21 protein-coding genes and 1 riboswitch are annotated in these 25,937 nt (G+C 56.3%); of the genes, 9 read left to right on the top strand and 12 right to left on the bottom strand.

The features are described from left to right. Nucleotides 1-144: 144 nt before the first annotated feature. The 3 genes from BIS10_RS04055 to BIS10_RS04065 all read left to right on the top strand — a co-directional run bounded on the left by BIS10_RS04055 (nt 145) and on the right by BIS10_RS04065 (nt 1,777). Nucleotides 145-1,014: a D-2-hydroxyacid dehydrogenase family protein gene (locus BIS10_RS04055; RefSeq protein ID WP_253502785.1), complete on the top strand. Its 870-nt coding sequence runs from the start codon at nt 145-147 to the stop codon at nt 1,012-1,014. Between the two features lie 72 nt (nt 1,015-1,086). Beyond that, complete coding sequence (gene arfB, locus BIS10_RS04060; protein ID WP_253502788.1) at nt 1,087-1,503, top strand: alternative ribosome rescue aminoacyl-tRNA hydrolase ArfB; 417 nt, start codon at nt 1,087-1,089, stop codon at nt 1,501-1,503. A gap of 76 nt (nt 1,504-1,579) precedes the next feature. After that, complete coding sequence (locus tag BIS10_RS04065; protein ID WP_253502791.1) at nt 1,580-1,777, top strand: DUF1289 domain-containing protein; 198 nt, start codon at nt 1,580-1,582, stop codon at nt 1,775-1,777. A 33-nt stretch (nt 1,778-1,810) separates the two neighbouring features. On the opposite strand, the gene BIS10_RS04070 is transcribed toward BIS10_RS04065, so the two are convergent. From BIS10_RS04070 to BIS10_RS04080, 3 genes are all read right to left on the bottom strand, one after another. Beyond that, nucleotides 1,811-2,854 (bottom strand): proline racemase family protein, encoded by a 1,044-nt coding sequence (locus BIS10_RS04070; protein ID WP_253502793.1) that lies wholly within the window; start codon nt 2,852-2,854, stop codon nt 1,811-1,813. Nucleotides 2,855-2,865: 11 nt separating this feature from the next. Continuing rightward, nucleotides 2,866-4,047 (bottom strand): zinc-binding dehydrogenase, encoded by a 1,182-nt coding sequence (locus tag BIS10_RS04075; protein WP_253502797.1) that lies wholly within the window; start codon nt 4,045-4,047, stop codon nt 2,866-2,868. Nucleotides 4,048-4,144: 97 nt separating this feature from the next. Next, the gene (locus tag BIS10_RS04080) at nt 4,145-4,723 is read right to left on the bottom strand and encodes an NnrU family protein (protein ID WP_253502799.1); all 579 of its coding nucleotides are present in this window, start codon (nt 4,721-4,723) and stop codon (nt 4,145-4,147) included. A 166-nt stretch (nt 4,724-4,889) separates the two neighbouring features. Between BIS10_RS04080 and BIS10_RS04085 the strand changes: the two genes are divergently transcribed. Beyond that, on the top strand, nt 4,890-6,068 hold the full coding sequence (locus tag BIS10_RS04085; RefSeq protein WP_253502801.1) for a sugar MFS transporter: 1,179 nt from the start codon (nt 4,890-4,892) through the stop codon (nt 6,066-6,068). On the opposite strand, the gene corA is transcribed toward BIS10_RS04085, so the two are convergent. From corA to BIS10_RS04105, 4 genes are all read right to left on the bottom strand, one after another. After that, nucleotides 6,065-7,033 (bottom strand): magnesium/cobalt transporter CorA, encoded by a 969-nt coding sequence (gene corA, locus BIS10_RS04090; RefSeq protein ID WP_062360163.1) that lies wholly within the window; start codon nt 7,031-7,033, stop codon nt 6,065-6,067. The genes BIS10_RS04085 and corA overlap by 4 nt on opposite strands. A 17-nt stretch (nt 7,034-7,050) precedes the next feature. Further along, complete coding sequence (locus BIS10_RS04095; protein WP_253502803.1) at nt 7,051-8,481, bottom strand: diguanylate cyclase domain-containing protein; 1,431 nt, start codon at nt 8,479-8,481, stop codon at nt 7,051-7,053. 75 nt (nt 8,482-8,556) lie between these two features. Further along, on the bottom strand, nt 8,557-9,936 hold the full coding sequence (locus BIS10_RS04100) for a sodium:solute symporter (RefSeq protein ID WP_253502805.1): 1,380 nt from the start codon (nt 9,934-9,936) through the stop codon (nt 8,557-8,559). After that, nucleotides 9,926-10,029, bottom strand: a riboswitch (TPP riboswitch). (Overlaps the previous gene by 11 nt.) A gap of 44 nt (nt 10,030-10,073) precedes the next feature. Next, nucleotides 10,074-10,685 (bottom strand): peroxidase-related enzyme, encoded by a 612-nt coding sequence (locus tag BIS10_RS04105; protein ID WP_083024858.1) that lies wholly within the window; start codon nt 10,683-10,685, stop codon nt 10,074-10,076. A 174-nt stretch (nt 10,686-10,859) separates the two neighbouring features. On the opposite strand from BIS10_RS04105, the gene BIS10_RS04110 reads away from it, so the two are divergent. Beyond that, nucleotides 10,860-11,549 (top strand): hypothetical protein, encoded by a 690-nt coding sequence (locus BIS10_RS04110; protein WP_253502807.1) that lies wholly within the window; start codon nt 10,860-10,862, stop codon nt 11,547-11,549. Nucleotides 11,550-11,613: 64 nt separating this feature from the next. Here the strand turns inward: BIS10_RS04110 and BIS10_RS04115 are convergent, their stop codons facing one another. Further along, complete coding sequence (locus tag BIS10_RS04115) at nt 11,614-13,110, bottom strand: CoA-acylating methylmalonate-semialdehyde dehydrogenase (protein WP_062360159.1); 1,497 nt, start codon at nt 13,108-13,110, stop codon at nt 11,614-11,616. A 274-nt stretch (nt 13,111-13,384) separates the two neighbouring features. Between BIS10_RS04115 and BIS10_RS04120 the strand changes: the two genes are divergently transcribed. After that, nucleotides 13,385-14,446, top strand: a complete 1,062-nt coding sequence (locus tag BIS10_RS04120; protein WP_253502809.1) for a putative zinc-binding metallopeptidase — start codon at nt 13,385-13,387, stop codon at nt 14,444-14,446. On the opposite strand, the gene BIS10_RS04125 is transcribed toward BIS10_RS04120, so the two are convergent. After that, nucleotides 14,447-15,445, bottom strand: a complete 999-nt coding sequence (locus BIS10_RS04125) for an alpha-E domain-containing protein (protein WP_253502811.1) — start codon at nt 15,443-15,445, stop codon at nt 14,447-14,449. A 4-nt stretch (nt 15,446-15,449) separates the two neighbouring features. Beyond that, complete coding sequence (locus BIS10_RS04130) at nt 15,450-16,934, bottom strand: circularly permuted type 2 ATP-grasp protein (RefSeq protein ID WP_253502813.1); 1,485 nt, start codon at nt 16,932-16,934, stop codon at nt 15,450-15,452. A gap of 434 nt (nt 16,935-17,368) precedes the next feature. Between BIS10_RS04130 and BIS10_RS04135 the strand changes: the two genes are divergently transcribed. From BIS10_RS04135 to BIS10_RS04145, 3 genes are all read left to right on the top strand, one after another. Beyond that, complete coding sequence (locus BIS10_RS04135) at nt 17,369-20,719, top strand: DUF2126 domain-containing protein (RefSeq protein WP_253502815.1); 3,351 nt, start codon at nt 17,369-17,371, stop codon at nt 20,717-20,719. Between the two features lie 88 nt (nt 20,720-20,807). Next, entirely contained in the window at nt 20,808-23,216 is a 2,409-nt protein-coding gene (locus BIS10_RS04140) for a circularly permuted type 2 ATP-grasp protein (RefSeq protein ID WP_253502816.1), read from the top strand. Then, the gene (locus BIS10_RS04145; RefSeq protein ID WP_253502818.1) at nt 23,213-24,091 is read left to right on the top strand and encodes a transglutaminase family protein; all 879 of its coding nucleotides are present in this window, start codon (nt 23,213-23,215) and stop codon (nt 24,089-24,091) included. The genes BIS10_RS04140 and BIS10_RS04145 overlap by 4 nt, the downstream gene beginning before the upstream one ends. Before the next feature lie 24 nt (nt 24,092-24,115). Here BIS10_RS04145 and BIS10_RS04150 read toward each other — a convergent pair whose 3' ends face one another. Together BIS10_RS04150 and BIS10_RS04155 are read right to left on the bottom strand one after the other, a co-directional pair. After that, a complete protein-coding gene (locus BIS10_RS04150) occupies nt 24,116-25,381 on the bottom strand; it encodes a TRAP transporter large permease (protein ID WP_253502821.1) in 1,266 nt (421 codons plus the stop codon). Continuing rightward, entirely contained in the window at nt 25,378-25,914 is a 537-nt protein-coding gene (locus BIS10_RS04155) for a TRAP transporter small permease (protein WP_253502823.1), read from the bottom strand. The genes BIS10_RS04150 and BIS10_RS04155 overlap by 4 nt, the downstream gene beginning before the upstream one ends. Nucleotides 25,915-25,937: the final 23 nt, after the last annotated feature.

Consider the following 25,937-nt stretch of genomic DNA (forward strand, 5'->3'; position numbering starts at 1 on the left):
CGTATCATTCCTCTGTTGGTTGTGATCTTGGCGGTGATCAACCAACAGGATACGCCACCCCTTCAGCCTGCTTCCATACACCAGAAATCACCATAGCTCTGTGTGCGAGGCCTTGACGCATTTGCGCTGCTTAACGGTCATAAGGTGACCATTTATAACGATACGGTTGGCGAACTGGATGCGCTGGTCGAACGCTTTAAAGAAGCGGATGCGTTAGTGCTAATCCGCGAGCGAACGCCTATTACAGCTGAGCTATTGGCGAGGTTACCCAAGTTAAAAGTGATCAGCCAGACGGGGGGTGGCGCTGCCCATGTGGATCTTGATGCCTGTCGGCAACATGGCGTGACGGTGATGACCGGAAAAGGCTCCCCCTATGCTGCTGCCGAGTTAACCTGGGGGCTGGTGTTGGCGGCAATGCGGCATATTCCCGAGGAGGTTGACAACCTAAAAGCGGGCCGCTGGCAGCGTACTTTAGGGGCTGGGCTTAGGGGCCGCACGCTGGGCATATTTGGTTACGGCAAAATTGGCAGCCTAGTCGCTCGCTATGGGCAAGCCTTTGAGATGAAGGTATTGGTCTGGGGCCGTGAAGGCACCCGTCAGCGTGCTACAGAGGCTGGCCTGGCGGTGGCAGAGAGCCAAGAAGCCCTGTTTGCACAGTCGGATGTACTCAGCCTGCATCTGCGTTTAAATGAGGCTACCCGGGGCATTATCACCGCCGCACATCTCGCACTAATGAAACCAACCTCCCTGCTAGTGAACACCAGCCGAGCACCATTAATCGCTCCAGGCGCGCTTGATGCTGCTTTAAAAGCAGGCCAACCCGGCCGTGCCGCAGTGGATGTATTTGACGAAGAACCCGTGATTAACCACCCGCTGTTAGCACTGCCTAATCTCATTGCTACCCCTCACCTAGGCTATGTAGAAAAAGATAGCTATGAACTCTATTTCCACGATGCGTTTAACAATGTGCTGGCGTTTGACAGCAACCAGCCGATAACTAACTTGGCAGGGTAGCCATACAGCGGGCCGTCGCCTCTGTGTTAAATGTGCTAGCCTAAGATGCTACATGCGACACAGAGGAACTGAATGCTCACTATTTCCAATAGCGTCAGCGTGGCGGACTGGGAAATTGATATTAGCCAAATTCGCGCCCAGGGCGCTGGCGGCCAAAATGTCAACAAAGTTGCCTCAGCGGTGCATTTGCGTTTCGATATTCAGCGCTCAACGCTGCCGCCGGTTTATAAAGAGCGCCTGATGGCACTCTCCGACCAGCGCATCAGCAAAGAAGGCGTGGTGATTATTAAAGCCCAAAGCTACCGCACCTTGGAGCTGAATAAAGAGGACGCTTTGAACCGTCTACAGGTATTGATTCGAAGCGTGGCGAAACAGCCAAAAGCGCGCCGCCCAACCAAGCCCACCAAAGGCTCTCAGCGGCGTCGGGTGGACCATAAAACCCGCAAAGGCAAAATTAAGTCGCTGCGTGGTAAAGTGCCGGTGGGTTAGCAGGGAGCTGCCCTTACTCTTTTATACGTGCCCCTCTTTTATACGTGCCCTCTCGATACCTGACACAGTGACCGTCATGCCAATCCCATCTCGTCCATTATCGCCTTGTATTCACGTTTGCCAAATTAAGCCGAGCACCGAGGTCTGCCAGGGCTGCGGACGCACGCTGGATGAAATTGCCTATTGGGGTAGCATGACCGAGGCCGAAAAGGCCCCGGTATGGGAGCGCATTGAACAGGAAGGTTATGTTGTAGGCGGTGTGACTACCGATTGAGCACTCCACACTCCACCACCTACTCGCTCAACATTACTCGCTGTGACGGTCGCTCAGGATATGGTGAAGCTCGCCACAAGCCACCATCGGGTCGTCGCAGTTAATTACAATCTTGGAATCCGCCAGTACATAGCTGCGCCCGGTAATGGTGTTTTCCACCACTTGGTAAGCGCCCTCCTGATGAGTACCAGTAAAGGTGCCGATAAAACCAGTTTCCCGCAGCGATACCGTTTCCAGCTTATCACCCAGCTTTAAACGCCCTTCATAGTTCATCAGCGCTAGCCGTGCAGAGGTGCCAGTGCCCGTGGTGCTGCGGCAGATAACTCCGGGATGCACATAGGTGGTCGAACGCGAGCGGATATAGCCTTCAGCTACCTGCTCTTCCGGCCCCATAAAGTGCAAAAACGGCAGCGGGCCCACATCTCCCAAGGTGTAGTGGGAGAAGCCACGCTGCGCCTGAATCGCCTCAACGATTTTATGGGCGCAGGCGGCAAGTGCCTGCTCTTCATCTCGCACCAGCTTGAATCCCAGCGCCTCGGCATCTACCAGGGCGTAAAAGCCGCCGCTATAAGCGACCGAGTAGGTCACGTCACCGATCCCTGGTACTTGGATGGTATCCCGATAGGTATCGATATAGCTGGGCAGACCTTCACACGTGACCGATTCCACCACGCCCTTATGCACGCGGGCTTCAATTTGCACCAACCCCGCAGGCGCTTCCAACTTAAAGCGCTGGATGCCCTCCTGCTTCGGCACAATGCCGGTTTCCAAAACGGCAGTGGCCGTGCAGAGCGTGTTGGAGCCGGAGTAAATCGGGTAGCCCATCACTTCCATAATGATATATCCCGCCACGGCTTCCGGGTCTGTGGCAGGAACCAGCAGGTCTACCGACATCTCTGGAATGCCATAGGGCTCTTCCAACAGCAAACGCCTGAGGCCATCGGCATCGTCGCGCAGATACTCCATCTGCTGACGAACCGTAGCGCCGGGTAGCGCATCAATACCACCGGTGACAATACGGCTGACATCGCCGCCCGCATGAGTGTCCAACAATTGAATCGTATGGAGGTTCTTCACAAACCCGCCTCCTAGGCAGTGGTAAGAGCAAAAGGTGCGCCGTGATTGTCCCACTGGGCATCGGGAACAATCACGATTTTACCCAGGTAGTTACTGCCACGGTTTACAAAATAGCGTTCGGCATCATGTAGCTCGGAGAGCTTAAAGGCGCCATGCAAAACGGGTTTAAGTTCGCCGCTGCGAATCCAGTCAATCAGCTGCTCTGCCTCTTCCCGGGTGCCGTGGGACACACCGAAAATCTGCACCTGATACAGATAAATGCGAGTCCACATGATTTCGCTGATATTGCCGCCGCTGGCACCAGCAATGGAAAGCCGTGGATAGGTGGTGCGGCGCTGCATATCGCCAATCATGGTGTCGATGAAAAGGTCGGTCATTTCGCCGCCTACCAGATCCATCACCGCATCAATCGCTTGGCCACCGGTTTCCGCCAGCACACGCTCGACAAACGTTGGCAGGTCGCCACGGTCAATCACCGCTTCCGCCCCAAGCGAAATAAGCGCATCGGCTTTATCAAGCTGACTTACCGCATAAGGGATCGCCCCAACAATGCGACACAGCTGAATGAGCGCCGTGCCCACCCCGCCGCTGGCGCCGCTAACCAACACCCGCTCGCCTGCGCGCACGTTGGCGGCAGTCATCATGTGGTAGGCGGTTTGATAGGAGCACATGCCCATAGCGGCCAGCTCAGCATCATGCAGTTCAGGGTTAGCGACGTGGTGGAACTGGTCGGCAGGCACCGCAATATAGTCAGCATAGCCGCCATCAGCACCGTGGCCGTAGTAGTCCGGCGTGAGGTTAATATCACGACGCTCATCGGCGTAGATGTTGAAATCCAGTAGGCCACGCTCGCCGATACGATGCTCATCCACACCCTCACCTACGGCGACAATGCGCCCGGCAACATCGGCCCCTTGAATACGCGGGAACGTTAAGGTTGGCGAACCGCCCATGGCAAACGAGGTAACCTCCTCCTTGCCCTTCGTCGGGTAGAGCCCTTCGCGCGCTTTGCGGTCGGTGTTGTTTTTCGCGGTGGCCGTTACCTGGACGAGCACTTGGCCAGGCCCTGGCTTTGGTGTCGGCACATCCTGTCGATACTGCAAAGCATCCACATCACCGTGGCCGGTTAATAACATCGCAGACATCTTTGTTGGGATGGGCGTCGCGTGGGCAGTGTGTTGCGTGTCGGCCATGGGCTGGCTCCTTATTAGTGCATACGCCGCGACAATAACAAACGCCCGGCGAGGTTCAAGATATTAAGAGAACAAAACTGCGAGATGCATCAAAGGGCTAGCCAAAAACAGGTACGCCGATCAGTACGCCGTGTAAGTAGAAAGCAAACAGTCCGTAGGCCACCACGCCAATGGCAATCGTTGCCAGTGTCGCGGGCAGCGAGGTGGCCTGAGGCGCTGAAGGATGTTGGCGGCTACGCTGCTTGGCAGCTTTAAACGCCAAAATGGCCCATACAAGGAAAGCAGCAAAAAAGAGGATATCGCCCAGTCGACCATTCACCAGCAGGTGGGCGAACGCCCAAATTTTAACTGACAGCATCATGGGGTGGCCTAGTTTGGCCTTGATAGCGTTACGCGGTACGTAAGCAGCTGCCAGCATAATAAACGCAGGTAGCATCAATAACGCCACTGCATGGCGTAAGCCCATCGGCGGAAACCAGATATGGATAGGGTCCAAGCGCGTTAAGCCATAGCCATAAATCGCGAGGGCCAGCCCTATCACGGCCACGGCTGAGTAAGCCAGTTTCCAGGTGCCTTCGCCGCGTGCGGCTATTTGCTGCTGTCGCCAGGATTCAGCAAAAATGCGTACCGAGTGCCCGCCAAGAAATATTAGCAGGCCTAAGATCATAATCGTCATGGTGTTCACTCTCTGGTGAGTTGCAGGTCGTTGGTCGACTGCGAGCATGCCACACTCCCGCGTAAACCACATGGCACGGCGTCAACTTTTCGCCAATAGTGATGGGATGAAAAACACGTCAAGCTAGCCAACCAGCCGCATCCCTCAGACCCTGCCAAGGAACGGTATGCTTCACTTTATCTCTGCGTATCATCGTCGCCTTACCTGGACCTATTTTGGCCTGTTTATCGCCATCGGCATGACCGGCGGGCTGCTAGGCCCTGCCCTGCCTCATTTAGCCGCAGCGAGCGGTTCTTCCATGAGCCAGATTGCAGTACTGTTCACCGCCCGAGCGGTGGGCAATATGAGCGGCGCTATTGTAACGGGACTGCTGATGGACCGCTTTAACGGCCATCGCGTGTTGTTAATGATGGGGGTACTGGCGGTGGCAGGACTCGCCTTGGCGCCGCTTAGCCCGCTCCTGGTGCTGTTAACGCTGCTGTTTATGCTGTTGGGCTTTGCGGAAGTATCGCTAAACGCGGGGGGAAATACGCTACTGCTATGGCTACACCGCGATGCGGCAGGCCCAAACGTGAGCGCGCTACACTTCTGCTTTAGCTTCGGCAACATGCTTACGCCGCTGATTATGATTGCCGCACTCTCACTTACCGGGCAATTTCATCTCACGTTTTGGATTGTTGCATTAAGCGTGGCTGCCATGCTGTGGCCACTGTCGCGCTTTGCCAGCCCGACTATGCCAACGGTAGACCCTGACCCAGCCACTTTGGCAGCGCTCAAACATCGTGACCCACTGCTGCTGGGGCTATTTATGCTGCTGTTTTCCATTTATGTGGGCATTGAAATTACGTTTGCTGGCTGGGTGACGGCGTATGGCGCGCTGTCAGGGCTGACTACCGAGCAGGCGGCACTGCTGGCCACCCTATTCTGGCTAGCGCTATCTGCTGGCCGTTTGCTGGCCATTCCTCTGCTGCGTGTTTGTTCACCCTGGCAGGTGTTAGCCAGTTGTTTGGCGCTGGGCTTGGGTGCCTCGGCCGGCCTGCATTTTAACTGGCTGCCTCTAAGCCTCGGAGCACTGCTGTTTGGGCTTTCGGCCTCTGCTTTTTTCCCGACACTCTTTGCGCTATGCAACCAGGCCATTGTGATGCGGGGCCGCACCACCGGCGCTATTTTTACCGCAGCGGGTAGCGGTGCGCTGATTATTCCGTCTTTAACAGGCCCGCTGCTGGATATCGCCGGGGCCCGGGCTTTTCCTATGTTACTGGCCGCTCTGTGGCTCTTGATTGCGCTGGGGCTTTGCATGCTGGCATTTCGTTTACACCAACTCACCGCCCGACAAGGGCTTTAGAACCAGTCTTTGCGTTTAAACAGCCAGATTAAAATACCGCCAATACCCAACATGGCCCCCCATACAAAGAAGTAGCCGTATTGATAGCTAAGCTCAGGCATATATTCGAAGTTCATTCCGTAAATACCGGCAATGAACGTCAGCGGAACAAAAATAGCGGTAATCACCGTCAAAACACGCATGGTGATATTTAGCTGGTGAGAAGAAATAGAGATATAGCCATCCACCAAGTCACCGCAAATATCGTAGTACATTTGTGTCAGCGTATAGAGGCGCTCAAAGCGCTCCTCTACATCGGTAATCGCGTGCAGGGTTTCACTCTCACCTCTAGGTAAGTGGGCGTAGTCATACGCTGTTAGCTCTTGAGTAATACCTTTGTGATAGCTAAAGATGCGCCGCATTTTCACCAGCCGCGAGCGGTAAGTCGTAATTTTACGCATCAGAACATCGTTGCCGTTTTCGAGCAGCTCATCCTCAAGATCGCTAAGTTCCATCTCAAACTCCAGCAGGCTATCAATATAAAATCCTGCTGAGGTATACATCACTTTTAATGCCACATGCTCTGGGGAAAGCGCCAGCAACGCCTTACCCTGCTCATTTAACAGCCGCTCAATACTCAAGGCTTCTCCGGGGTGAAGCGTTATCAAAAAACGTTCGCCGATAAAGAAACAGACCTGCTGGGGCACAAAATTAAGCTGGGCATCGAATGATGAAATGCCGCGATAAATAATCAGCGTATGGTTCTCAAACTCTTCAATTTTCGGCGGGTGTCGCTCTTTATGGGCATCTTGAATGGCCAAGGGATGGCAGTCAAAACGCTCTAGCACATCACGCTCCTGCGCTTCGCTTTCGCCTTTCATATCAACCCACAAATGGGCAGTGGGCATTGTTTTCCAGTCGTCGATTAGGCGTACATCCCCCTCACGCACATCGCCTTCTGGGGTGGTTAATATGCAACGAATCATTTTCTTCCCTGGGTTCGTTAAGTCTTGGGCGTTATATCTGCCGGGCGCGCTAGCTCTATACGCGCTTTACCCGCCCGCTTAGCCATATACATTGCCACGTCAGCTCGCTTTAACAACTCCTGAGCCGTTTCAGACGCCCCTGGCAAAAATAGCGCTACACCGATGCTGGTACTAACCCGTAAGGTAGCGCTGCCAACATGAAGCGGCTCTTCAATGAGGTGAATCAGTTTCTGGGCCAATGGCTCTAGCGCCTCGGCGGTGACTCCTTCTAGCAGCACGACAAACTCGTCTCCTGCCCAACGGGCAACAAAGTCCGTCTCGCGAACGGCATACTGCAAGCGCTTGGCAACGTCGCGCAGCAGTTCATCACCCATGGCGTGGCCATGCTGGTCGTTAACACGCTTGAACCCGTCTAAATCAAGAAACAGCACCGCAAGCGGGTTTAGGGTACGGCGTACCCGCGCCATCGCTTCGGATAGGCGCTCGTCAAGCGCACGGCGATTAGGCAACCGAGTCAGTACATCTTCACGGGCCTGTTGATCCCGAAGCCGCTCTAGCTGCTGGCGCTCAGTGATATCGTGAATAAACAGGCTACGGCGCATCCGACCATTAATCTCATAGCTTTTCAGGCGTACTTCGACCGGCAAGCGGACGCCATCACGGCGCGTCGCCTCACAAGAAATAGGCGCAGATTCATCTTGATTGGGTAGCCCTTGGGGAAACATAAGCGCCGTTAGTGGGCGCGTTAAAGCTTCTTTGCGACTCCAGCCAAATATGCTCTCTGCAGCACGGTTCCAGTCCAGCACCCGCTCTTGGGCGTCAATGCTCAGATAGGCATCGTAGGCAGACTCAATCACCAAATTGAGCTCGCGAGTACGCCGCTCGATTTGCTGTTCAAGGCTTTGATGAAGCTCAGTGAGCGCTTTTTGGGTGGCAATACTATTTTTTTGCTCTTTAATGAGCCGTTCGCGCAGGTGAATCTCACCGGTCACAATGTCGGCTAAATCTTGCAACGCGGCCTGCTCCTGAGCGCTCAACTGCCGCGGTTTGCTATCCATCGCACACAGCGAACCCAGCACCAGTCCCTGTGAGTTTTTAAGCGGAATGCCTGCGTAAAAACGTATTCCATCAGGTCGAGTCACTAAAGGGTTGGTGGCAAAACGCTCATCTTGCAGCGCATCTTTCACCACCAACGGAGAAGCTTCCAGCACGGTGTAGGCACAAAACGCCACATCCCGCGGCGTTTCGGAGATATTGATGCCAACTTGCGACTTAAACCACTGCCGATCAGAATCAATCAGAGTGATAGTTGACTGTGGCACACCGAGTAGCACCGTTACCAAGCGCGTAATGCGATCAAAAACAGGCTCGTTCGGCGTATCCAACAGTGCTAGCTCGTTAAGCGCAGCCAAACGGGCATTTTCGTTAGGAGGTAACAGGTGGCTCATGGCGATCGCACCTACAGTAGTAGTCAGACCCCTGCCAGCATAACGCGAAACGAAATTTCCTGCTTAACGCCTTGATTAACGGGCAAGGACGCGGCGCTTGTTGGCTCCAGCAATGATCATACTCACTGCAGTTGAGAGCAGCAGCGCCCCAACAAACGGGCCAAGGGTTGGTACGCTGCCGGGGAAGGTGGCTGCTATCACGCCCGCACTAACACTGCCTTGGCTCAACCAACCCGGCAGCACAGCGCCCACTAGCCCAGCAAGCCCGCCGCCTATCGCAGCCATAGGCGTCATGCGTTGCCATAAGCCAAGCAGTACCGGTACCACGATGGCGGCACACAGCAGATCGGCAATCAGGAACAGGCGAAGCACCGAGAGCCCCTGCAGAGCAATCACAATCACCGGCACCATGATCGCGACAGTGAGCCAGCGGGCCTTGGTTAAAGCATCTGGGCGGTCGCCGCTGGCCCATAGCGAGGCAATCCCGTTTTGTAACGTGTCGACGCTAGACGTGACCAGGGTAACGGCAAGTACCAGTGACGGCAGAGTGATCCATATCGGCGCATCGCTTAACAGCGCAAAAAACGGCATGGGCGGCTCACCTAAGCTGACACCGCTCATGGCGGCCATCATGCCCACGCCACCAATTACCATCACCACGAGAATCGTCATACTACCGCCTAGCCAGGCGCCACGCCCAAGGCTTTGGTCATCTTGTGCCGCCCACACCCGCTGCCAATAGCCCTGGTGGAATAAATTGGCAGCCGTCACAGCAATCACCAGCGTCAATGCCACGCTGAGCGAGCTACCGATTGGCAATGAGGGTAAAGCGGCGTCGCTGGGCATGCTCGGTAGCCGCCAAAGCGTTACGCTCGCCACCGCCAGTAGTAGGGCCAACAGCAGCCATGCCTGCCAACGGTCGGTCGCAAGGCTGGCGCGAAGGCCGCCCATCACGGTGTACACCAGCGTCGTTAGAGCAACGCCAATGATCACCACGGCAGGCGGCACATCAGAGAGCAGCGCGGTAATGGCCCCAATGGCAGTTAACTCAGCGGCTAAAAAGCAGCCCATATAAGCAACAGATACCATCGCCACAAAGCGACGAACGTTTTTGCCATAGCACGCCTCAGCAAACTCCGCGATGCTGCGCCCTTCTGGCAGCGCTTGGCGTATTTTTGGCCCATAAAGGCCCAATACAATAAACGGAAGCGCCGAGCCAAAGGCATAGCCCAGCAGCGCCACGGGGCCAACAAAGGCACCAATTTCAGGTGGAGCAAACAGAATCCAGGCACCCATTCCAGAGGCTAAAAAAGACAGCCCCAGAGTGGACGCAGTTTGCGAGTTGCGGGCGGTGACATAATCATCCAGCGAGCCGCCGCCAAAGCGTGCCCGAAGACCCAGAAATGCAAAGCAGCACAGGGCTGCGCCTAACACAGCATACGTTAGGTATGGCATGTCGCGCTTCCTCCGCCGGTACGAACCGGATCAGGTTCCAGGGTCTGCGTTACGCGCATTCTCAGCCCGTTTTGGGCTCCCCTGGCGACAGTGAATGAAGGCGCTATCCTCAATCAAAGCAGCGCCGTAGTAAAGTCTTACGGCGTTTCGCGAACCGATTCGTCAGGCTTTTTCGGCACGCGCCCCATGAGATAGAACTCGGAATTAGGCGGCGTGCCCGCTAGGGTCACCAAGCGATTCGACATACCAAAAAACGCCGCAATGGCGCCAATATCCCAGCAGTCATCTAAGGTAAACCCCACTTTTTCTAAACGGGTTTGCCAGTGCGGAGAAAATTCCCCTAGTTCGATAGCGCTATGCAGCGCAAAATCGAGCATTAGACGATGACGCTCGCTTAGCCCCGCGACGGTATGGTTAATGGCGATATTATCGGCCAATAACGGGTCTTTACTGTAAATGCGTACCAGCGCGCCATGGGCAACCACACAGTACAAGCAGCGATTGCGGGCACTGGTAGCCACCACAATCATCTCCTTTTCAGCTTTGGTCAGCGTATCGGAGTCGCGCTCCATCAGGGCATCGTGATAGGCAAAAAAAGCGCGAAACTCCTCAGGGCGATGCGCCAGCATCAGAAACACATTAGGCACGAACCCCGCTTTTTCCTGCACAGCTAACATCGCATCACGAATATCGCTTGGCACATCATCCAGCGTTTCGGGAAGTTTAAAACGGCTAATAGCAGCAGACATATTGACACCTTCTTGTTATGTTCATGATATAAATAGCGCGATTAAATTAACTGGTAACAAATTGCTAACTAAAGCACCTTTCATTTCGCGTTCGCGCTCACCATACTCTTATTAAGTCCATGTCATAAAAGCCGTACGTTATCAGCAAAGCGGCGTACTAACAGGGAAACCACCATGACATACTCTGAAGCTAAAGAGCACACGCCAGGGCGTTTGCATGAGCTTTTTGCCGACCCTTACCGTGCGTTCGAAAACGATACGGATGAGCGTCAGCTACATATCCGCGTTATGCTTCATACGCTGCTAGCGCGCCCGATGCAGCGCGGGCAAGTCACTCTACGTGTCATTCATGGCTGGGAGAACGGAGGCTTTGAGCCATCTGACCTGCAGCACGCCGATTATGCGCTACATAGCTTAGATGACTACCACACTGCCGTGGAGCGCTTTACCACCGCCGCCCGGCAAAATGCGCCGCTACCTGCCGATAACACGGCCATTTTAGCTGCCCCTCTTGCCGATGCCATCGCAGATGCCGAGGCAGAAGGCCAAACGCTGACAGACGATATTGTCGAGACGCCTGCACGTTGGCCTGCGTTTGATGGTGGGTTAGCCCTCTATACGCTATTTAAGATGTATCACCGCCTGGTTTACGGCGAAGATGACAGTTATCGTTGCTCTCAGTGCGATACCCCACATGGCCCCCGTGAAATCCATGAATTCCACATGGAAGAGGGTGAGTTTGCACTGCTGGCACCCATAAGCGAGCAGCACGACGCCCCTTACCTGCTAGTGCTCCATGAAAGCCAGCTTGCCCCCATTGAGCAACTGCTCAACGACAGCCTGCCACTATTTGATCGTTTTTAACGCGCTTGCGCCTCCTCCGCTAGCGTGGAAGAGGCGCATCGCCCAACGTATAACAACGAATCTTTTACAACGAAATGGTGCTGTTAATCCCACTAGAGACGTTTTCAGGTTCGAACCAACGGGCCGTGACGGTCTTAGTTTGCGTCCAGAAAGCAATCGCCTGTTTGCCGTTGGGGCCTAAGTCACCCAGCTTGGATGCCCGAGATCCGGTAAAGCTGAAGTAAGCAACGGGAACAGGAATCGGCACATTGATACCAATTTGGCCAACGTCGATATCCGTTTCAAACCGGCGAGCCACCCAGCCAGAGTTGGTAAAAATTGACGTGCCGTTGCCATTGGGGTTGGCATTAATAAAGTTGATGGCGTCATCCAGCGTTTCTACGCTAACCACACACAGCACAGGGCCGAAAATCTCTTCCCGATAAATGGTCATATCCGCCGTTACATCGGCAAATAGCGTCGGTCCTACAAAGTTGCCATCCGGGTAGCCGTCCACCGTATAGCCACGGCCATCTACCAGAAGTGTGGCGCCCTCTTTTTCACCGGCGCTGATTAAGCGCTCAACCCGCTCTTTCGCCTGGGGCGATACCAAAGGCCCCAGGTCTGCATCGCGCTGGGAGCCTGGCCCTACTTTCATGCCACGGGCACCGGCTTCGATATCTTTTATCCACTCCCGGGCTTCCCCCACCAGCACCACTACCGAGTTCGCCATGCAGCGCTGCCCGGCCGCGCCAAAGGCAGACCCTAACAGGCTGTCAATCGCTTGGCTGCGGTTAGCGTCAGGCATAACGACGCAGTGGTTTTTGGCCCCCATCATCGCCTGCATCCGTTTGCCTGCCGCCGCGGCACGGTTGTATAGCAGCGAGCCGACATGAGTCGAGCCGATAAACGACAGCGCCTTGATATCCTGGTGGTCAGCAATTTGATTCGCTACATCCGGACCACCGTGCACCACGTTTAACACGCCAGCGGGAATGCCCGCTTCATGGGCTAGCTCGACTAGCCGCATGGTAGAGCTCGGGTCCTGCTCGGAGGGTTTCAATACAAAGGTGTTACCCGTGGCAATAGCCAGCGGGAACATAAAGCAGGGCAGCATAATCGGGAAGTTAAATGCCGTAATACCCGCGCCCACGCCTAACGGCTGGTGCATGGTATAAACATCTACCTCGTTCGCTGCGTTTTCCGCCAACTCGCCTAGCTGCAGCGAGGTAATGGAGCAAGCATGTTCCACCACCTCAAGACCGCGGCCTACTTCACCCTCGGCATCGGGCAGTGTTTTGCCATGCTCTTCGGTAATTAACGCGGCAAGCTCTGCCGTATTCTCGCGAATAAGGGCCTGAAGCTTGAGCATAATGCGCATGCGTTTACCCAGCGGCACCTTGCGCCACTCTTTAAACGCCGTTTTGGCACTGGCAACGGCCCGCTCGACCTCTTCTGAGGTGCAGAATGGAACGCGAGCCACTACCTCTTGGGTGGCCGGGTTAACAACGTCGCGCCACTCCTGGCTTTGCGACATCACTGGCTGACCATCGATATACATGGGTATTTCGCGAACGGACATAACACTGATCCTCGTGGTTGTGTTTGTTATGGATTCTAATAGGGAGCCTGTAGGGTATATCAGCAAGTTAACGTAAACGTCAATTAGCCACTCGATAAAGACAAAAACGTTTAGCCAAATGCAATTCGCCTTTCCCTCTCGGCAGCGCCCTCGCTATGCTGTTTCTAAGACATACCCGCAAAGTAGAGAGCATAGCTTTCCTATAGATGCACCAAGGGCTTCAGACAAGAAGACGGTTTCATCCAACTACGCGGCTTAACACCAGGAGGCATCCATGCAGACATTTAGCTGCCGCTGCGGCAACCCACTGTTTTTTGAAAACACTCACTGCCTGGCCTGCGAGTCTGATGTTGGCTGGTGCCCTACTTGTAGCAATATTGTCGCGCTGGAACCGCTAGACAACGGCGGCTACCGTTGTACCCATGAAGGCTGCGGCACAGCGCTCATGCAATGTCACAACTACTCGGCGGAAAACGTGTGTAACCGCATGGTGGTCATGGCTGAAGGTCATGCAGACTCACTCTGCGACTGCTGCCGCTACAACGATGTGATTCCTGACCTGGGTACTCCCGGTAACCGCGAGCGCTGGGCGGCGCTGGAAGCGGCCAAGCGGCGGCTCTTCCATACCTTGGATCTGCTCAAGCTGCCCCACGGTACCGAAGGGGAAAATATCCGTGTGCCGCTGAGCTTCTCGTTTATGGCCGATGCGCTACCCGACCAAGGGCTATGGCGCTCTACAGCAAGCCAAGAAAAGGTGTATACGGGCCATGCTAATGGGCATATCACTATCAATGTCAAAGAAGCCGATGACGTTGAGCGGGAGCGGCTACGCGTGGATATGAATGAATCTCACCGTACGCTGATCGGTCACTTTCGCCATGAGATTGGCCACTACTACTGGGATCTTCTCGTAAAAGGCCAAGATGAGAGCACCAGTTGCCGTGTCTTTGGCGATCACAACAACCCCACTTATAGTGATGCGCTAGAACAGTACTACCAGCAAGGAGCACCCACTGACTGGCCGACACGCTTTATTTCCGCCTACGCCTCCATGCACCCTTGGGAAGACTTCGCTGAAACATTCGCGTTTTACCTGGATATGGTAGCCGTGCTGGATACTGCACTACACATGGGACTTTCTCGCGCCGAGTATGACGGCACGCTGGACAGCATGCTGCGGGCGTTTCATCAGGTAGGTATGGCGGTGAATGAGCTAAACCGGGATATGGGTCTGCTGGATTTAGCACCGGGGGTCATTGCCCCCGCCGTCAGGGAGAAACTGGCGTACCTGCATGAACTCATTCAGAACGCAAACGCCAGCTCTCAAGCCGCTTAATTAGTCGTTATCGTGGTCTCCTGCGTGGCTTTGGCTTTGCCGTTGGGCCACCCGTGGAACGCTGTCGCCGCTTACAAAGTAGGTGGCGCTGAGCGTATCGTGAATAGCGGCAATGCCAATCTGTAGATCATCGACAAAGGCGTGCAGCTTGCTGGGGGAGTGCGCAAGCGCTTGGATATCTGCATCTACCACATCTGCCCGCACCAGCGACACCGTGGCCGCTACACGGTCCTGACGCGGCAGTAGCTGGAGCTCCTGGCCTAAGGTTTCCAGACTGCAGGCAATGGAACGTGGCAGGTGCGGATCTTGCAGTAAAAAGCGCAGCACATCTGGCCCACGTACTCGTAAACGCACCTGCTGACGATACATCTGATAAGCCGTTAACGATTTCAGCACGCTCATCCACTGCAGGTTTTCAAACGGCAATAGCTCTTCAGGGTTTTGCGGCAGCAGGCTGGCTGAGCGCACGTCAACGATACGTGTGGTCATGTCTGCCCGCTCCAACTGGCGGCCTAACTTGATAAAGGTGCGCGCTGGACCATGGCTGAGCGTGCCCTCAATCAAGCCAGTCAACGTTTGGCAACCGCGAATCACGTTTTTCAAAAATGCATCTCGGCGCCGCGGGCTGACGCCGCTTTCCGCGTGGTCGGCCACGTTAAGGTAAAGCTGGTTGACCTCTTCCCAGATTTCTCTGGGTACCACATCGCGGGTGGTACGCAGGTTTTCCCGGGCACTCGCCAGCGCTGAAAGAATCGAGCTACCGTTCTGGGCATCGGCACACAAAAAGTGCACCACGTTGCGCTCATCAAAGCTGCTATGGCGTTCATTAAAGGTTTCAAGCGTGCCGGTCATTTCAATCAGCGGTGCCCAGCCCAGCGGTAAATGGCGCGGTAAATCCAGCATCAGGTGACTATTGACGCTCAACAGCCGCGCGGTATCTTCGGCCCGTTCAATGTAACGCGCCATCCAGTAGAGGTTTTCAGCTACGCGTGACAGCATGGCGCTAGGCTCCTTTCTGCTCAGCGGCACCCGCCGCGTTCTCATCGGTCTCGACGATCCAGGTGTCTTTACTGCCGCCCCCTTGGGAAGAGTTCACCACCAGCGATCCCTCCACCAGTGCCACACGGGTTAACCCCCCGGTAGTAACGTGGGTTTCAGGGCCAGAGAGAATAAACGGGCGTAGATCCACATGGCGGGGCTGGGGTAATCCATTGGCAAGCGTAGGCGTGGTGGAAAGCGCTAGGGTAGGCTGGGCCATGTAGTTACGCGGGTTCTCCTTGATCAAACGCGCAAACTCGTCGCGGGTCTCTTTGGTAGAGCGCGGGCCGATCAACATGCCGTAGCCACCAGACTCGTTGGCGGGCTTCACCACCAGCTCATCTAAATGATCGAGTACATACTTGCGGTCATCCTCAAACATACACAGGTAGCTGGGCACGTTGGGCAGCAGGGGTTCTTGATCCAGATAGTAGCGAATCAGCTCCGGCACAAAGGCATACACCACTTTATCATCAGCCACACCGGCACCGGGGGCATTGGCCAATGCTACTTTGCCCGCCCGCCAAGCGCGCATTAGGCCCGGCACACCCAGCATGGAGTCTGGATTGAAGGCTTCCGGGTCAAGAAACTCATCATCCACACGGCGATAAATCACATCGACCCGGCGCAACCCCTCTACCGTGCGCATGAAGACCAAATCGTCCTCATCCACTAGCAGGTCGCTGCCTTGCACCAGCTCAACGCCCATTTGCTGAGCAAGATAAGCGTGCTCAAAATAGGCGGAGTTATAAATACCGGGCGTTAATACCACTACTTGAGGGTCGTCCCCAGGGCGTGGCGACATCGCCGCCAGCATGTCGTAAAGCTGGGCAACGTAATCATCCACCGGCAAAATCTTGCCCGACGCAAACAGCTCCGGCAGCACGCGCTTGGTCACGTTGCGGTTTTCCAGCATATAGGAAACACCGGAAGGAATACGTAGATTGTCCTCTAACACATAAAGCGTGCCATCGCCGCCGCGTACCAGGTCGGAACCACAGATATGCGCCCAGACGCCATGGGGCGGATTGATGCCTACACACTGAGGGCGGAAATTTGCTGATTGAGCAAGCACTTCGGCAGGTAACACTTTATCTTTAACAACGTTTTGTTTGTGATAAATATCATCAATAAACAAGTTAAGCGCTTGAACACGTTGCTTTAAACCAGCTTCCGTTTTACGCCACTCATTCGCCGGTATAATCCTTGGCACAATATCAAAGGGCCATGCACGATCAATCATGGCCCCTTCGGAATAGACGGTAAAAGTAATCCCCATTGTTCGGATGGCAATTTCAGCGGCGGTTTTACGCTCTGCCAACTCTTCAGCGCTAAAGCGCGCCAGCATATTACATAGCTCATCCGCGGAGGCGCGTGGTTTTCCCGGTGCCGCTAATAGCTCATCGTAAAAATCACGGCACGTATAGTTGTTCCAGTCTACTTGGCTCATGGGCGCTCTCCTGGCGCAAGGGTGGAAGCGGCAACTTCCTCAATCAGTAGTGTAGGCCTGACGCAGACAATCTACGTAGCGGTCTGACTATATAAGCACGCAAAAGCCATACCACTTTGCCCATTGTTTCAACGCTTAAACCAACCATGACGTTCAAAGTTAACCTTACTCCTCCTTAAAAAGAACACTTTTTGTGCGCCACTGAGTCTTATTAGTGCATTTTCATAAAGCGCCATGCATCAAAAAGCACCAAGTTAGTGCAGCCAGCGCGCACCACATGATATAGCCACCATTTTTCACACTTCTTAAACGACTTTACGCATATTGCAGCTGCAAAAAGCGCCAACTCCAACGATACTTCTGCTTACTTATCTTTCTTAACCGATGCCTTGTTTATCTGCGCGGTTACTTCTGGCTTTTTTTGAGGGTGGCTCATGACCATTCGCGTTGCCTTGCATCACCGCACGACTTATCGTTTCGACCGTCCCGTTAGGCTCTCACCCCACGTTATCCGTTTACGACCGGCGCCCCACTGCCGTACGCATATTGATGCCTATTCACTGCATATTTCAGGCGACGATCACTTTTTAAACTGGCAGCAGGACCCCTTCGGCAACTTTAATGCTCGCGTGGTATTTCCCGAGCCACGTAAAGAGCTCACCATCGCCGTCGAACTCGTCGCCCCGATGACGGTGATCAACCCGTTTGATTTCTTCTTGGATGATGTGGCCCAGCAAATCCCCTTCACTTATCCAGATGAGCTCACCAAGGAGTTAGGACCTTACCTGGAAGTCACCGAGGCAGGGCCGCGCTTACTGGAGTGGTTAAAAGACGTCTCCCTTGAACCGACCACCAGCGTCGATTTTCTCGTGGCGCTCAACCAGCGCTTGCAGAAAGACATCAGCTACCTAGTACGCATGGAGCCTGGGGTTCAAAGCTGCGAGGAAACCTTAGCCCTAGCCAGCGGCTCCTGCCGTGATAGTGCTTGGCTGCTGGTGCAGATTCTGCGCCACTTGGGCCTAGCGGCGCGTTTTGTTTCGGGCTACCTGATTCAGCTAACGCCGGATGTCAAAGCGCTGGATGGCCCCAGTGGTACCGAGGTGGATTTCACCGACCTTCACGCATGGACCGAAGTGTTCCTGCCCGGTGCGGGCTGGGTAGGGCTTGACCCCACCTCTGGCCTATTTGCTGGCGAAGGCCATATTCCGCTAGCCGCCACGCCTACCACGGGAAGCGCCGCCGCCATTACCGGATTTTCAGATAAGTGCGAGGTGAAATTTGACGTAGAGATGCGCGTCGAGCGCATTCATGAAGATCCTCGGGTCACCAAGCCCTATAGTGACCCACAGTGGCAGCAGATTCTTGCACTAGGCGACCAAGTTGACCACGAACTCAACCAGCAGGATGTGCGCCTGACCATGGGCGGCGAGCCTACCTTTGTCTCCATTGATGATATGGAAAGCCCCCAGTGGAACACCGACGCCTTGGGTGAGCACAAACGCGAGCGTGCCGAAGCGCTGTTAACACGGCTGCAGGCCGCCTACGGCCCCGGCAGTGTGATTCAACAGCAGCAAGGTAAGTGGTACCCCGGCGAGCCGCTACCCCGCTGGGCACTGGCCTGCTACTGGCGCAAAGATGGCGTGCCGCTGTGGCGCGACCCAAGCTGGCTGGCCTGCATGGAAGGCGCGCCTGCCGTAGTGGCCGATGACGCCATGGCCCAGCGCTTCACCCGTGCTCTAAGCGAACGCCTAGGAGTCGCAGAGCACTTCTGGATTCCCGCCTTTGAAGATGCCTACTACTACCTATGGAAAGAACAAACCCTGCCGGTGAACGTTGACCCACGCACAGTTGATTTAAAAGATGACGCCGAGCGCCGCCGCCTGGCACGCCTGCTGGAACAGGACCTGAGTGCAGTCGTCGGCTATGCCCTGCCGCTGCGCCACTCCCTCGCGCAATCGCATCGTTGGGAGAGCGGGCGCTGGCCTTTGAAACGCGACCACCTTTTTCTAGTGCCCGGCGACTCGCCCATGGGCCTTCGCCTGCCGCTTTCCGCTCTGCCTTGGGCCGACCCGGAAGACCAGCCCCAGCCGCAGTCGCTGTTTGCCCCGCGCCCCGCGCTGGGTGACATTCACGGCGAAGTGGCCCGCCGTCATGCCGAGCAGCACCGTTTTACCAGCGCGGAGCGTATAGGCCAGAGCCTACACCCAAGCCAAAGCCACCCTGAAGGCGAAGCGGTTCAGCAGCAGCCCAGTGCCGAAGATGACCGCGAGCACAAGATTATTCACACCAGCCTGTGTATCGAGCCACGGGAAGGGCGCTTACATATTTTCCTGCCACCGCTGACGCAGCTTGAGCACTACCTTGACCTGCTGAGTAGCATCGAAGAGTGCGCCCATACGCTGGCTTGCCCGGTCATGATCGAAGGCTACGCTCCGCCACGTGACCCGCGCCTGGAGAGCTTCCAGATCACTCCCGACCCGGGTGTCATTGAGGTCAACATTATGCCAGCGGCAAGCTGGCAAACTCTGGTCGTGCAAACCGAGCGGCTTTACGACGAAGCGCGCCAAGCCCGCCTGGGCACCGAAAAGTTTATGCTGGATGGCCGCCACACCGGCACCGGTGGCGGTAACCATGTCACGCTGGGCGGCTTGACCCCAGATGACTCACCATTTCTGCGTCGCCCGGATTTACTCGCTAGCCTCGTCACCTACTGGCAGCATCACCCCAGCCTCTCGTACCTGTTTTCTGGGCTATTTATTGGCCCTACCAGCCAGGCACCCCGCGTAGACGAAGCGCGCCATGAAGCGCTGTATGAGCTGGAGATTGCCCTGCAGCAAATGCCCGAAGGAGAGGTGGTTCAGCCCTGGCTAGTCGACCGCTTGCTGCGCCACCTGCTGACCGACTTAACCGGTAATACGCACCGCGCTGAATTCTGTATTGATAAACTCTACTCCCCAGATAGCGATAGCGGTCGCCTCGGGCTGTTAGAGCTGCGCGGTTTTGAGATGCCTCCCCATGCGCGTATGGGACTCATGCAGATGCTGCTGATTCGTGCGCTGGTCGCCCGCTGCTGGAAAACGCCGTACCGCGCCAAGCCCGTGCGCTGGGGCAGCGCCCTGCAAGACCGCTGGATGCTGCCCCACTATTTATGGGAGGACTTGAGCGATGTGCTGAGTGACCTGCGCCATCATGGGTTTGATTTTGAGCTCGCCTGGTTTGCGCCCTTCTTGGAGTTTCGCTTCCCCGTTCACGGTCGGCTGCATACGCCTATGCTCTCCATTGAGCTGCGCCAGGCCATTGAGCCGTGGCACGTATTGGGCGAAGAAGCCACCGCAGGCGGCACTGCGCGCTACGTCGACTCCTCGGTAGAACGCTTAGAGGTAAAAGTGAATGGTATGAGCGGTGACCGTTATGAGGTGACTTGTAACGGCCGCCAAGTACCGCTAGCACCGACCGGACGCAACGGCGAGGCAGTAGCGGGTGTGCGTTACCGCGCATGGCAGCCGCCCTCTGCGCTGCACCCACAAATTCCTATTCACGCGCCGCTAGTATTTGACATCATCGACACTTGGAACCAACGTGCTGTCGCAGGCTGTACTTACCATGTGGTACACCCCACAGGACGCAGCTTTGAAACCTTCCCCGTCAATGCGTTTGAAGCAGAAGCAAGACGCCTGGGCCGGTTTAGCGACAGTGGCCACAGCCATGGCTATCAGACATCTACTCCGGAAATGCCCAGTCAGGAACTGCCATGCACGCTGGACCTGCGCTGGAGTCCACGCTAATGCGACTTCTAATGTTAAGCCTAATACTTTCTTATCAGCGTTAGCTGCAGGATAATCCGTCCCCTACTCGCTTAGGACAACCAGGAACATGACTGCCCCTGTCTCTCCCTCACTGCTTGAGCTCGGTGCCGCTGGGCTCGTTGAGGATTACTTGAACCAGCTAGGCAAGGGACAGCCCGGCACATTTGATGCAATGCTTGACCAGCAAGGGCAGCTACGCCCTGGCTGGCAAAGCCTGCTAGGCGCCCTGGAAGCACTCGGAGCGGATGGCCGTCACCAACGCCATGAAGAGATTCAGCGCTTGCTGGCGGAAAATGGCGTGATCTTCAATATGCATGAAGACACCCAAGGGCGCTCGTGGCGGCTCGACCCACTTCCCTGGGTGATCAACCAAGCGCAATGGCAAGCACTGGAAGTAGGCTTAACCCAGCGCAGCCGCCTGTTTAACGCCCTTTACGACGACATTTACGGCGCCCATACGCTGTTTGATACGGGCCTGCTGCCTACTCAAGCTATCCTGGCCTCTCACCACTTTTTACTACCTTGCCACAGCTCGCAGCCCAGCGATCGCCCGGCGATTAGCTTTCATGGCATTGACGTTATTCAAGATACCGAAGGCCAGTGGCGCGTGATTGGCGACCGCTTGCAAGCACCTTCAGGCACCGGATTTGCGCTGGAAAACCGTATTTTAATGGCCCGTGCCCTGCCTGAAATGTACCGCAATGCGCCGCTGAAACGGCTCGCGGGTTTTTTAGACAAATACCACCGCACGCTGATAGCCATGGCGTATCAGCACCGGGACAACCCTAATGTTGTTCTGCTGACGCCTGGCCCAGGTAGCCCGCGCTACTTTGAGCACGCCTACCTCGCCAACTACCTGAATATCGACTTAGCAGAAGGCCAGGACATGGTCGTGCGTGATAGCCAGCTGTGGCTGCGCACGCTGGGCGGCTTGCAACCAGTAGATGTGGTGCTACGCCACTGTGATGATGCCTACTGCGACCCATTAGAGCTGCGCGGCGATTCACAGCTCGGCGTACCTGGGCTACTGCAAGCGACGCGCACCAGCGGCGTGGCGATGTCTAACACCCTGGGCGTTGGCGTGTTAGAAATTCCCGAACTGGCCGCTTACCTTCCTGCGCTGTGCCAACACTTACTTGGTGAGGAGTTACTGCTACCCAACGCAGATGCCAGCACACGGCCAGCCTCGGCACCGGTATTCGACCCACAGATGCAACGGCTCTCACCGGCCAGCCTGAATCTGCGCTGTTTTGTTTCTCGGCTACCTCGCAGCGTCACCAACCAACGCCAGCAGCCCAGCGACTACCATGTAATGCCTGGCGGCTTAGCCTGGGTAGGCGACCCTGGTTCGCCTTCGCTGAGTAGCCCCATCGTTAAAGATGTCTGGGTCACGGCAAGTACCCCTCAGCCCCACGTCAGCCAACTACGCCAAGCCCGCGGTCCAGTGGTGGCTACCCGCGATGGCACCGACCTCCCCAGCCGAGTGGCAGAAAGCCTATTCTGGCTAGGGCGCTACGGCGAGCGCCTGGATGCCCGCGCCCGCTTGCTGCGTGAAGCGCTGATGCGATTGATGGAGTACGACCAGGACGAAATCGCCGACCAGCTGCTGGATGAGCTGCTGCTGGCCCTGGAAATCACCACGCTCAGCCATGACGACGAAGGTGCAAAGCCGCCGCTCGAGGGTTTTGCACAAAAACGCACAGCGCTGCTAGCCCAGTTTGATGAGCATGACCCCCAGGCGCTGCAGCCGCTATTTGCCCAAATGCAGCGCAACGCCCGCAGCGTGCGCGACCATCTAGGCGATGACTCCTGGCGAGTAATTAACCAGTTGCGCCAGCGGGTGGATACCTTTAACCCAAGCCTAGGTGCCAGCGCTGCACGCCGCGCCTGCGAAGGGCTCTCAGCGCAGACTGCCGCCTTCTTTGGCCTATGTAACGAAACGATGCCCCACCATTACGGCTGGCGGTTTATGGATATCGGGCGCTTCCTGGACCGAGTAATAGGGCTGCTTTCGCTGCTCAAGCTCACATTGAAAGCCCCCCACTCGCCGGGGCTGGCGTTGTGGGAAGTAGTGCTCGCCACCACAGATAACTTTACCGCTTACCGGCGGCGCTACCGCAGCGAGCTGCACCCAGAAGCGATTTTGGATCTACTGCTATTCGATGAGACCAACCCACGCTCGGTGGGCTATATGCTCAAGCGCCTTGAGCGGCAAATGGACAGGCTGCCCGGCAGCTCATCGCCCTACCGCAATGCCGAACGCCGCTTGCTCATTCAAGCCAATGCCGCGCTGCACCTCGCCGACATTGATCGCTTGAGCCATTTAGCCGACACCCCCGATGCCCAAGCAGCGCTGGAGCAGCTACTGGATGAACTGATTACCCCGCTAAACGCGCTTTCGGATGCCATTAGCCACAGCCACTTTAGTCACGTGGAGCGGCCGCGCCAACTTGTCAGCATGGAGCCCGACGAATGAACTACACCCTGCGACACACCACGCGCTACCACTACAGCGCCCCGGTGACGCTATGTCATAGCGAGGCCAGGGTGCTGCCACGCAGGACACAGCACCAGCAGTGCGGCGCATCAACGCTCACCATTAGTCCGATGCCCCAGGTGCAGGCAGAGCGCCGAGATGTTTTCGGCAACCGGGTGCTCTATTTTGCCATGGAAGAGGTGCACCAGACCCTGGATGTGACCGTGGTCACCCCCCTCAATACCCATCCGCTGGGGCCGCTACCTAGCAGCTCCCCCGCTTGGGAAAGTGTCGCGGAACAGCTGCGTCACGATAGCCGCTTCGATATGCAGCTCTACCGGCTCGACTCACCCTTTATTCGTCGCAACGACGAGTTGGCTGAGTTCGCCCACAGCTGTTTCACGCCCGGCCGCCCGCTGGTTGATGCCGCGCTGGCGCTTAATCAACTGATTTACGACACCTTTGAGTACGACCCTAGCTTTACCACGCTGGCCACACCGCTCAGCGAAGTGCTGGCCAATCGCCGTGGTGTCTGCCAAGACTTTGCCCACCTTGCAATTGGCTCCCTGCGCTCGGTGGGATTAGCGGCGCGCTATGTGAGCGGCTACCTAGAAACTCAGCCACCGCCCGGACAGCCACGGTTGATAGGGGCGGATGCGTCCCACGCATGGCTCGCCACTTGGATTCCAGAGTGGGGCTGGCTAGCGCTAGACCCGACCAACGGCACAGTGGCCGGTGAACAGCACCCGGTGCTGGCCTGGGGCCGAGATTACGCCGACGTAGCACCGCTCAAAGGCGTAATGAATGGAGGCGGCGAACACCAGCTAGAAGTGGAAGTAGATGTCATGCCGCTGACAGACAACAGCGCGGCCTAGGCCACGCTGTTGCCCGCTAGGCTTCTAACGCCGAACCAACCCGTCGGTTAGCCAGGGCAACCACGCCAGCAGCACCAGCGTGACGAGGGTCGCCAATAAAAAGGGCAGCAGCGCTCGGAAGATTTTTAGCGGCGGCGCACCGGTCATGGAGGAAGCGATAAACAGCCCCGCGCCCACTGGCGGGGTGAGTAACCCCATCACCAGGGTCAGGCAGACCACCACGCCAAACTGGTAAGGGCTAATCGCAAACTGGCTTTGAGCGATGGGCATTAAAATAGGCACCACCAGAATCAGTGCGGCAATCCCATCAATCACCATTCCCACTAGCAGCAGCGCCCCAATCACCAGCAGCAGAAACAGAAACGGGCTGCTGGTCAGCGCGGCAATCCACGCAGCGGCCATTTGCGGTAGCTGCTCGTAAATCACTACCCAGCCAAACACGCCTGCCGCCGCAATCAGCATAATCACCAGCCCAGCATTAATCGCCGTGCGCGTGAGCACCTGAGGAAGCTGACTCAAACGCAGATCGCCGTACACAAAGCGTCCCATTAACAGCGCCGCCAGCGAGGCCAGCGCCGCCGACTCCGTGGGCGTCGCAATGCCAAGCAAAATGCCGCCGATAATAATCACCGGAATCAGCAGCGCGGGCATGCCCCATAGCGCATCGTGCAGCGCCTGTTGACGGCTGGGCCACTGCCCTTTCGGGTATTGTTGCACCAGCCCCACCAGGGCGATGACCACGAAGAAACTCGCGCCCAGCAACAGCCCCGGCAGTAGCCCAGCGATAAACATCTCCGCAATGGGTACTTGGGCCATCACCCCAAACAGTACAAATAGCATGGAGGGCGGAATAATCGGCGACAGCAGCCCACCCGCCGCCGTAATCGCCGCGCTGTAGGGCGTGTCGTACCCCTCCTCCTCCATCGCAGGCACCATAGCGCGGGACATAATGGCGATTTGCGAGGCCGCCGAGCCAATAATCGCCGCCATCATCATATTGGCGACTAGGTTGATATAAGCCAAGCCACCGCGAAAGCCTCCCACCAGAATCCGCGCCAGGGCAATCAAGCGCTTGGTCAGCCCGCCCTCGTTCATCAACTCCCCGGCCAGCATAAATAGCGGAATCGCCAGTAGGCCGTAGCTTTCAATGGCGCTAAACAGCTGCTGCGGGTAGGAATCAAACAGCACCGTATTGCCAGAGGCCTGGATATACCACATCGCCGTAAGCGCCAGCACTAGCGCAATAGGCACCGCTCCCAGTAGCAGCAGCAAGAACACCGCGACCGTCATACCCGCCCCCTTAATGCCATTAGCGATTGCGTCAGGTTCGCCACGCTGTGCAGGCTCAGCGAGAGCGCAAACCAGGGCACAATCAGCCACGCCCAGAACTTTTTAATGCCCAGGGTGGAGGTGCTTTCCGCATAGATAAAATTGAACGTTTGCCCCTGAAACGCCCGGGTATCGAAGCCGGTTTGGGCCAGCGTCAGCGGCTGGTACCAACGCCAGCAGAGCCATACCAGCAGCAGGGCAAACAGCAGCACCATGGCATCCACCGCCACGCCGACCAGCTTTCTACCCGTTGGCGGCAGCAGGTCGCTCACCAGTGTCACCGCGATGCCCTGGCGGCGTTTCAACACCGCCCCAGCAATCAAGAACGTCATCCAGATCATGGCGTAAATCGCCAGTTCACTGACCCAGTAAAGCGGGCTGCCCAGCGCGCGAAAGGCGATATTTGTGAGAATTAAACACGTCACCGCCGCTGCCAAGGCAGCGGCGGTGATCTCTTCACAACGGGCAAGCCCTTTGGAAAGGCGTTGCAACATGATGATTAAAGGCCTTTATCAAC

It is taken from the genome of Halomonas sp. 707B3 (assembly GCF_024158645.1).
Lineage (GTDB): Bacteria > Pseudomonadota > Gammaproteobacteria > Pseudomonadales > Halomonadaceae > Vreelandella > Vreelandella lionensis.

Bases quoted from the DNA above. Each gene is read 5' to 3' on its own strand.
- arfB (WP_253502788.1), top strand. From the start codon at position 1,087: ATGCTCACTATTTCCAATAGCGTCAGCGTGGCGGACTGGGAAATTGAT.
- BIS10_RS04065 (WP_253502791.1), top strand. From the start codon at position 1,580: ATGCCAATCCCATCTCGTCCATTATCGCCTTGTATTCACGTTTGCCAA.
- BIS10_RS04075 (WP_253502797.1), bottom strand. From the start codon at position 4,047: ATGGCCGACACGCAACACACTGCCCACGCGACGCCCATCCCAACAAAG.
- BIS10_RS04080 (WP_253502799.1), bottom strand. From the start codon at position 4,723: ATGACGATTATGATCTTAGGCCTGCTAATATTTCTTGGCGGGCACTCG.
- BIS10_RS04085 (WP_253502801.1), top strand. From the start codon at position 4,890: ATGCTTCACTTTATCTCTGCGTATCATCGTCGCCTTACCTGGACCTAT.
- corA (WP_062360163.1), bottom strand. From the start codon at position 7,033: ATGATTCGTTGCATATTAACCACCCCAGAAGGCGATGTGCGTGAGGGG.
- BIS10_RS04095 (WP_253502803.1), bottom strand. From the start codon at position 8,481: ATGAGCCACCTGTTACCTCCTAACGAAAATGCCCGTTTGGCTGCGCTT.
- BIS10_RS04100 (WP_253502805.1), bottom strand. From the start codon at position 9,936: ATGCCATACCTAACGTATGCTGTGTTAGGCGCAGCCCTGTGCTGCTTT.
- BIS10_RS04105 (WP_083024858.1), bottom strand. From the start codon at position 10,685: ATGTCTGCTGCTATTAGCCGTTTTAAACTTCCCGAAACGCTGGATGAT.
- BIS10_RS04110 (WP_253502807.1), top strand. From the start codon at position 10,860: ATGACATACTCTGAAGCTAAAGAGCACACGCCAGGGCGTTTGCATGAG.
- BIS10_RS04115 (WP_062360159.1), bottom strand. From the start codon at position 13,110: ATGTCCGTTCGCGAAATACCCATGTATATCGATGGTCAGCCAGTGATG.
- BIS10_RS04120 (WP_253502809.1), top strand. From the start codon at position 13,385: ATGCAGACATTTAGCTGCCGCTGCGGCAACCCACTGTTTTTTGAAAAC.
- BIS10_RS04125 (WP_253502811.1), bottom strand. From the start codon at position 15,445: ATGCTGTCACGCGTAGCTGAAAACCTCTACTGGATGGCGCGTTACATT.
- BIS10_RS04130 (WP_253502813.1), bottom strand. From the start codon at position 16,934: ATGAGCCAAGTAGACTGGAACAACTATACGTGCCGTGATTTTTACGAT.
- BIS10_RS04135 (WP_253502815.1), top strand. From the start codon at position 17,369: ATGACCATTCGCGTTGCCTTGCATCACCGCACGACTTATCGTTTCGAC.
- BIS10_RS04140 (WP_253502816.1), top strand. From the start codon at position 20,808: ATGACTGCCCCTGTCTCTCCCTCACTGCTTGAGCTCGGTGCCGCTGGG.
- BIS10_RS04145 (WP_253502818.1), top strand. From the start codon at position 23,213: ATGAACTACACCCTGCGACACACCACGCGCTACCACTACAGCGCCCCG.
- BIS10_RS04150 (WP_253502821.1), bottom strand. From the start codon at position 25,381: ATGACGGTCGCGGTGTTCTTGCTGCTGCTACTGGGAGCGGTGCCTATT.
- BIS10_RS04155 (WP_253502823.1), bottom strand. From the start codon at position 25,914: ATGTTGCAACGCCTTTCCAAAGGGCTTGCCCGTTGTGAAGAGATCACC.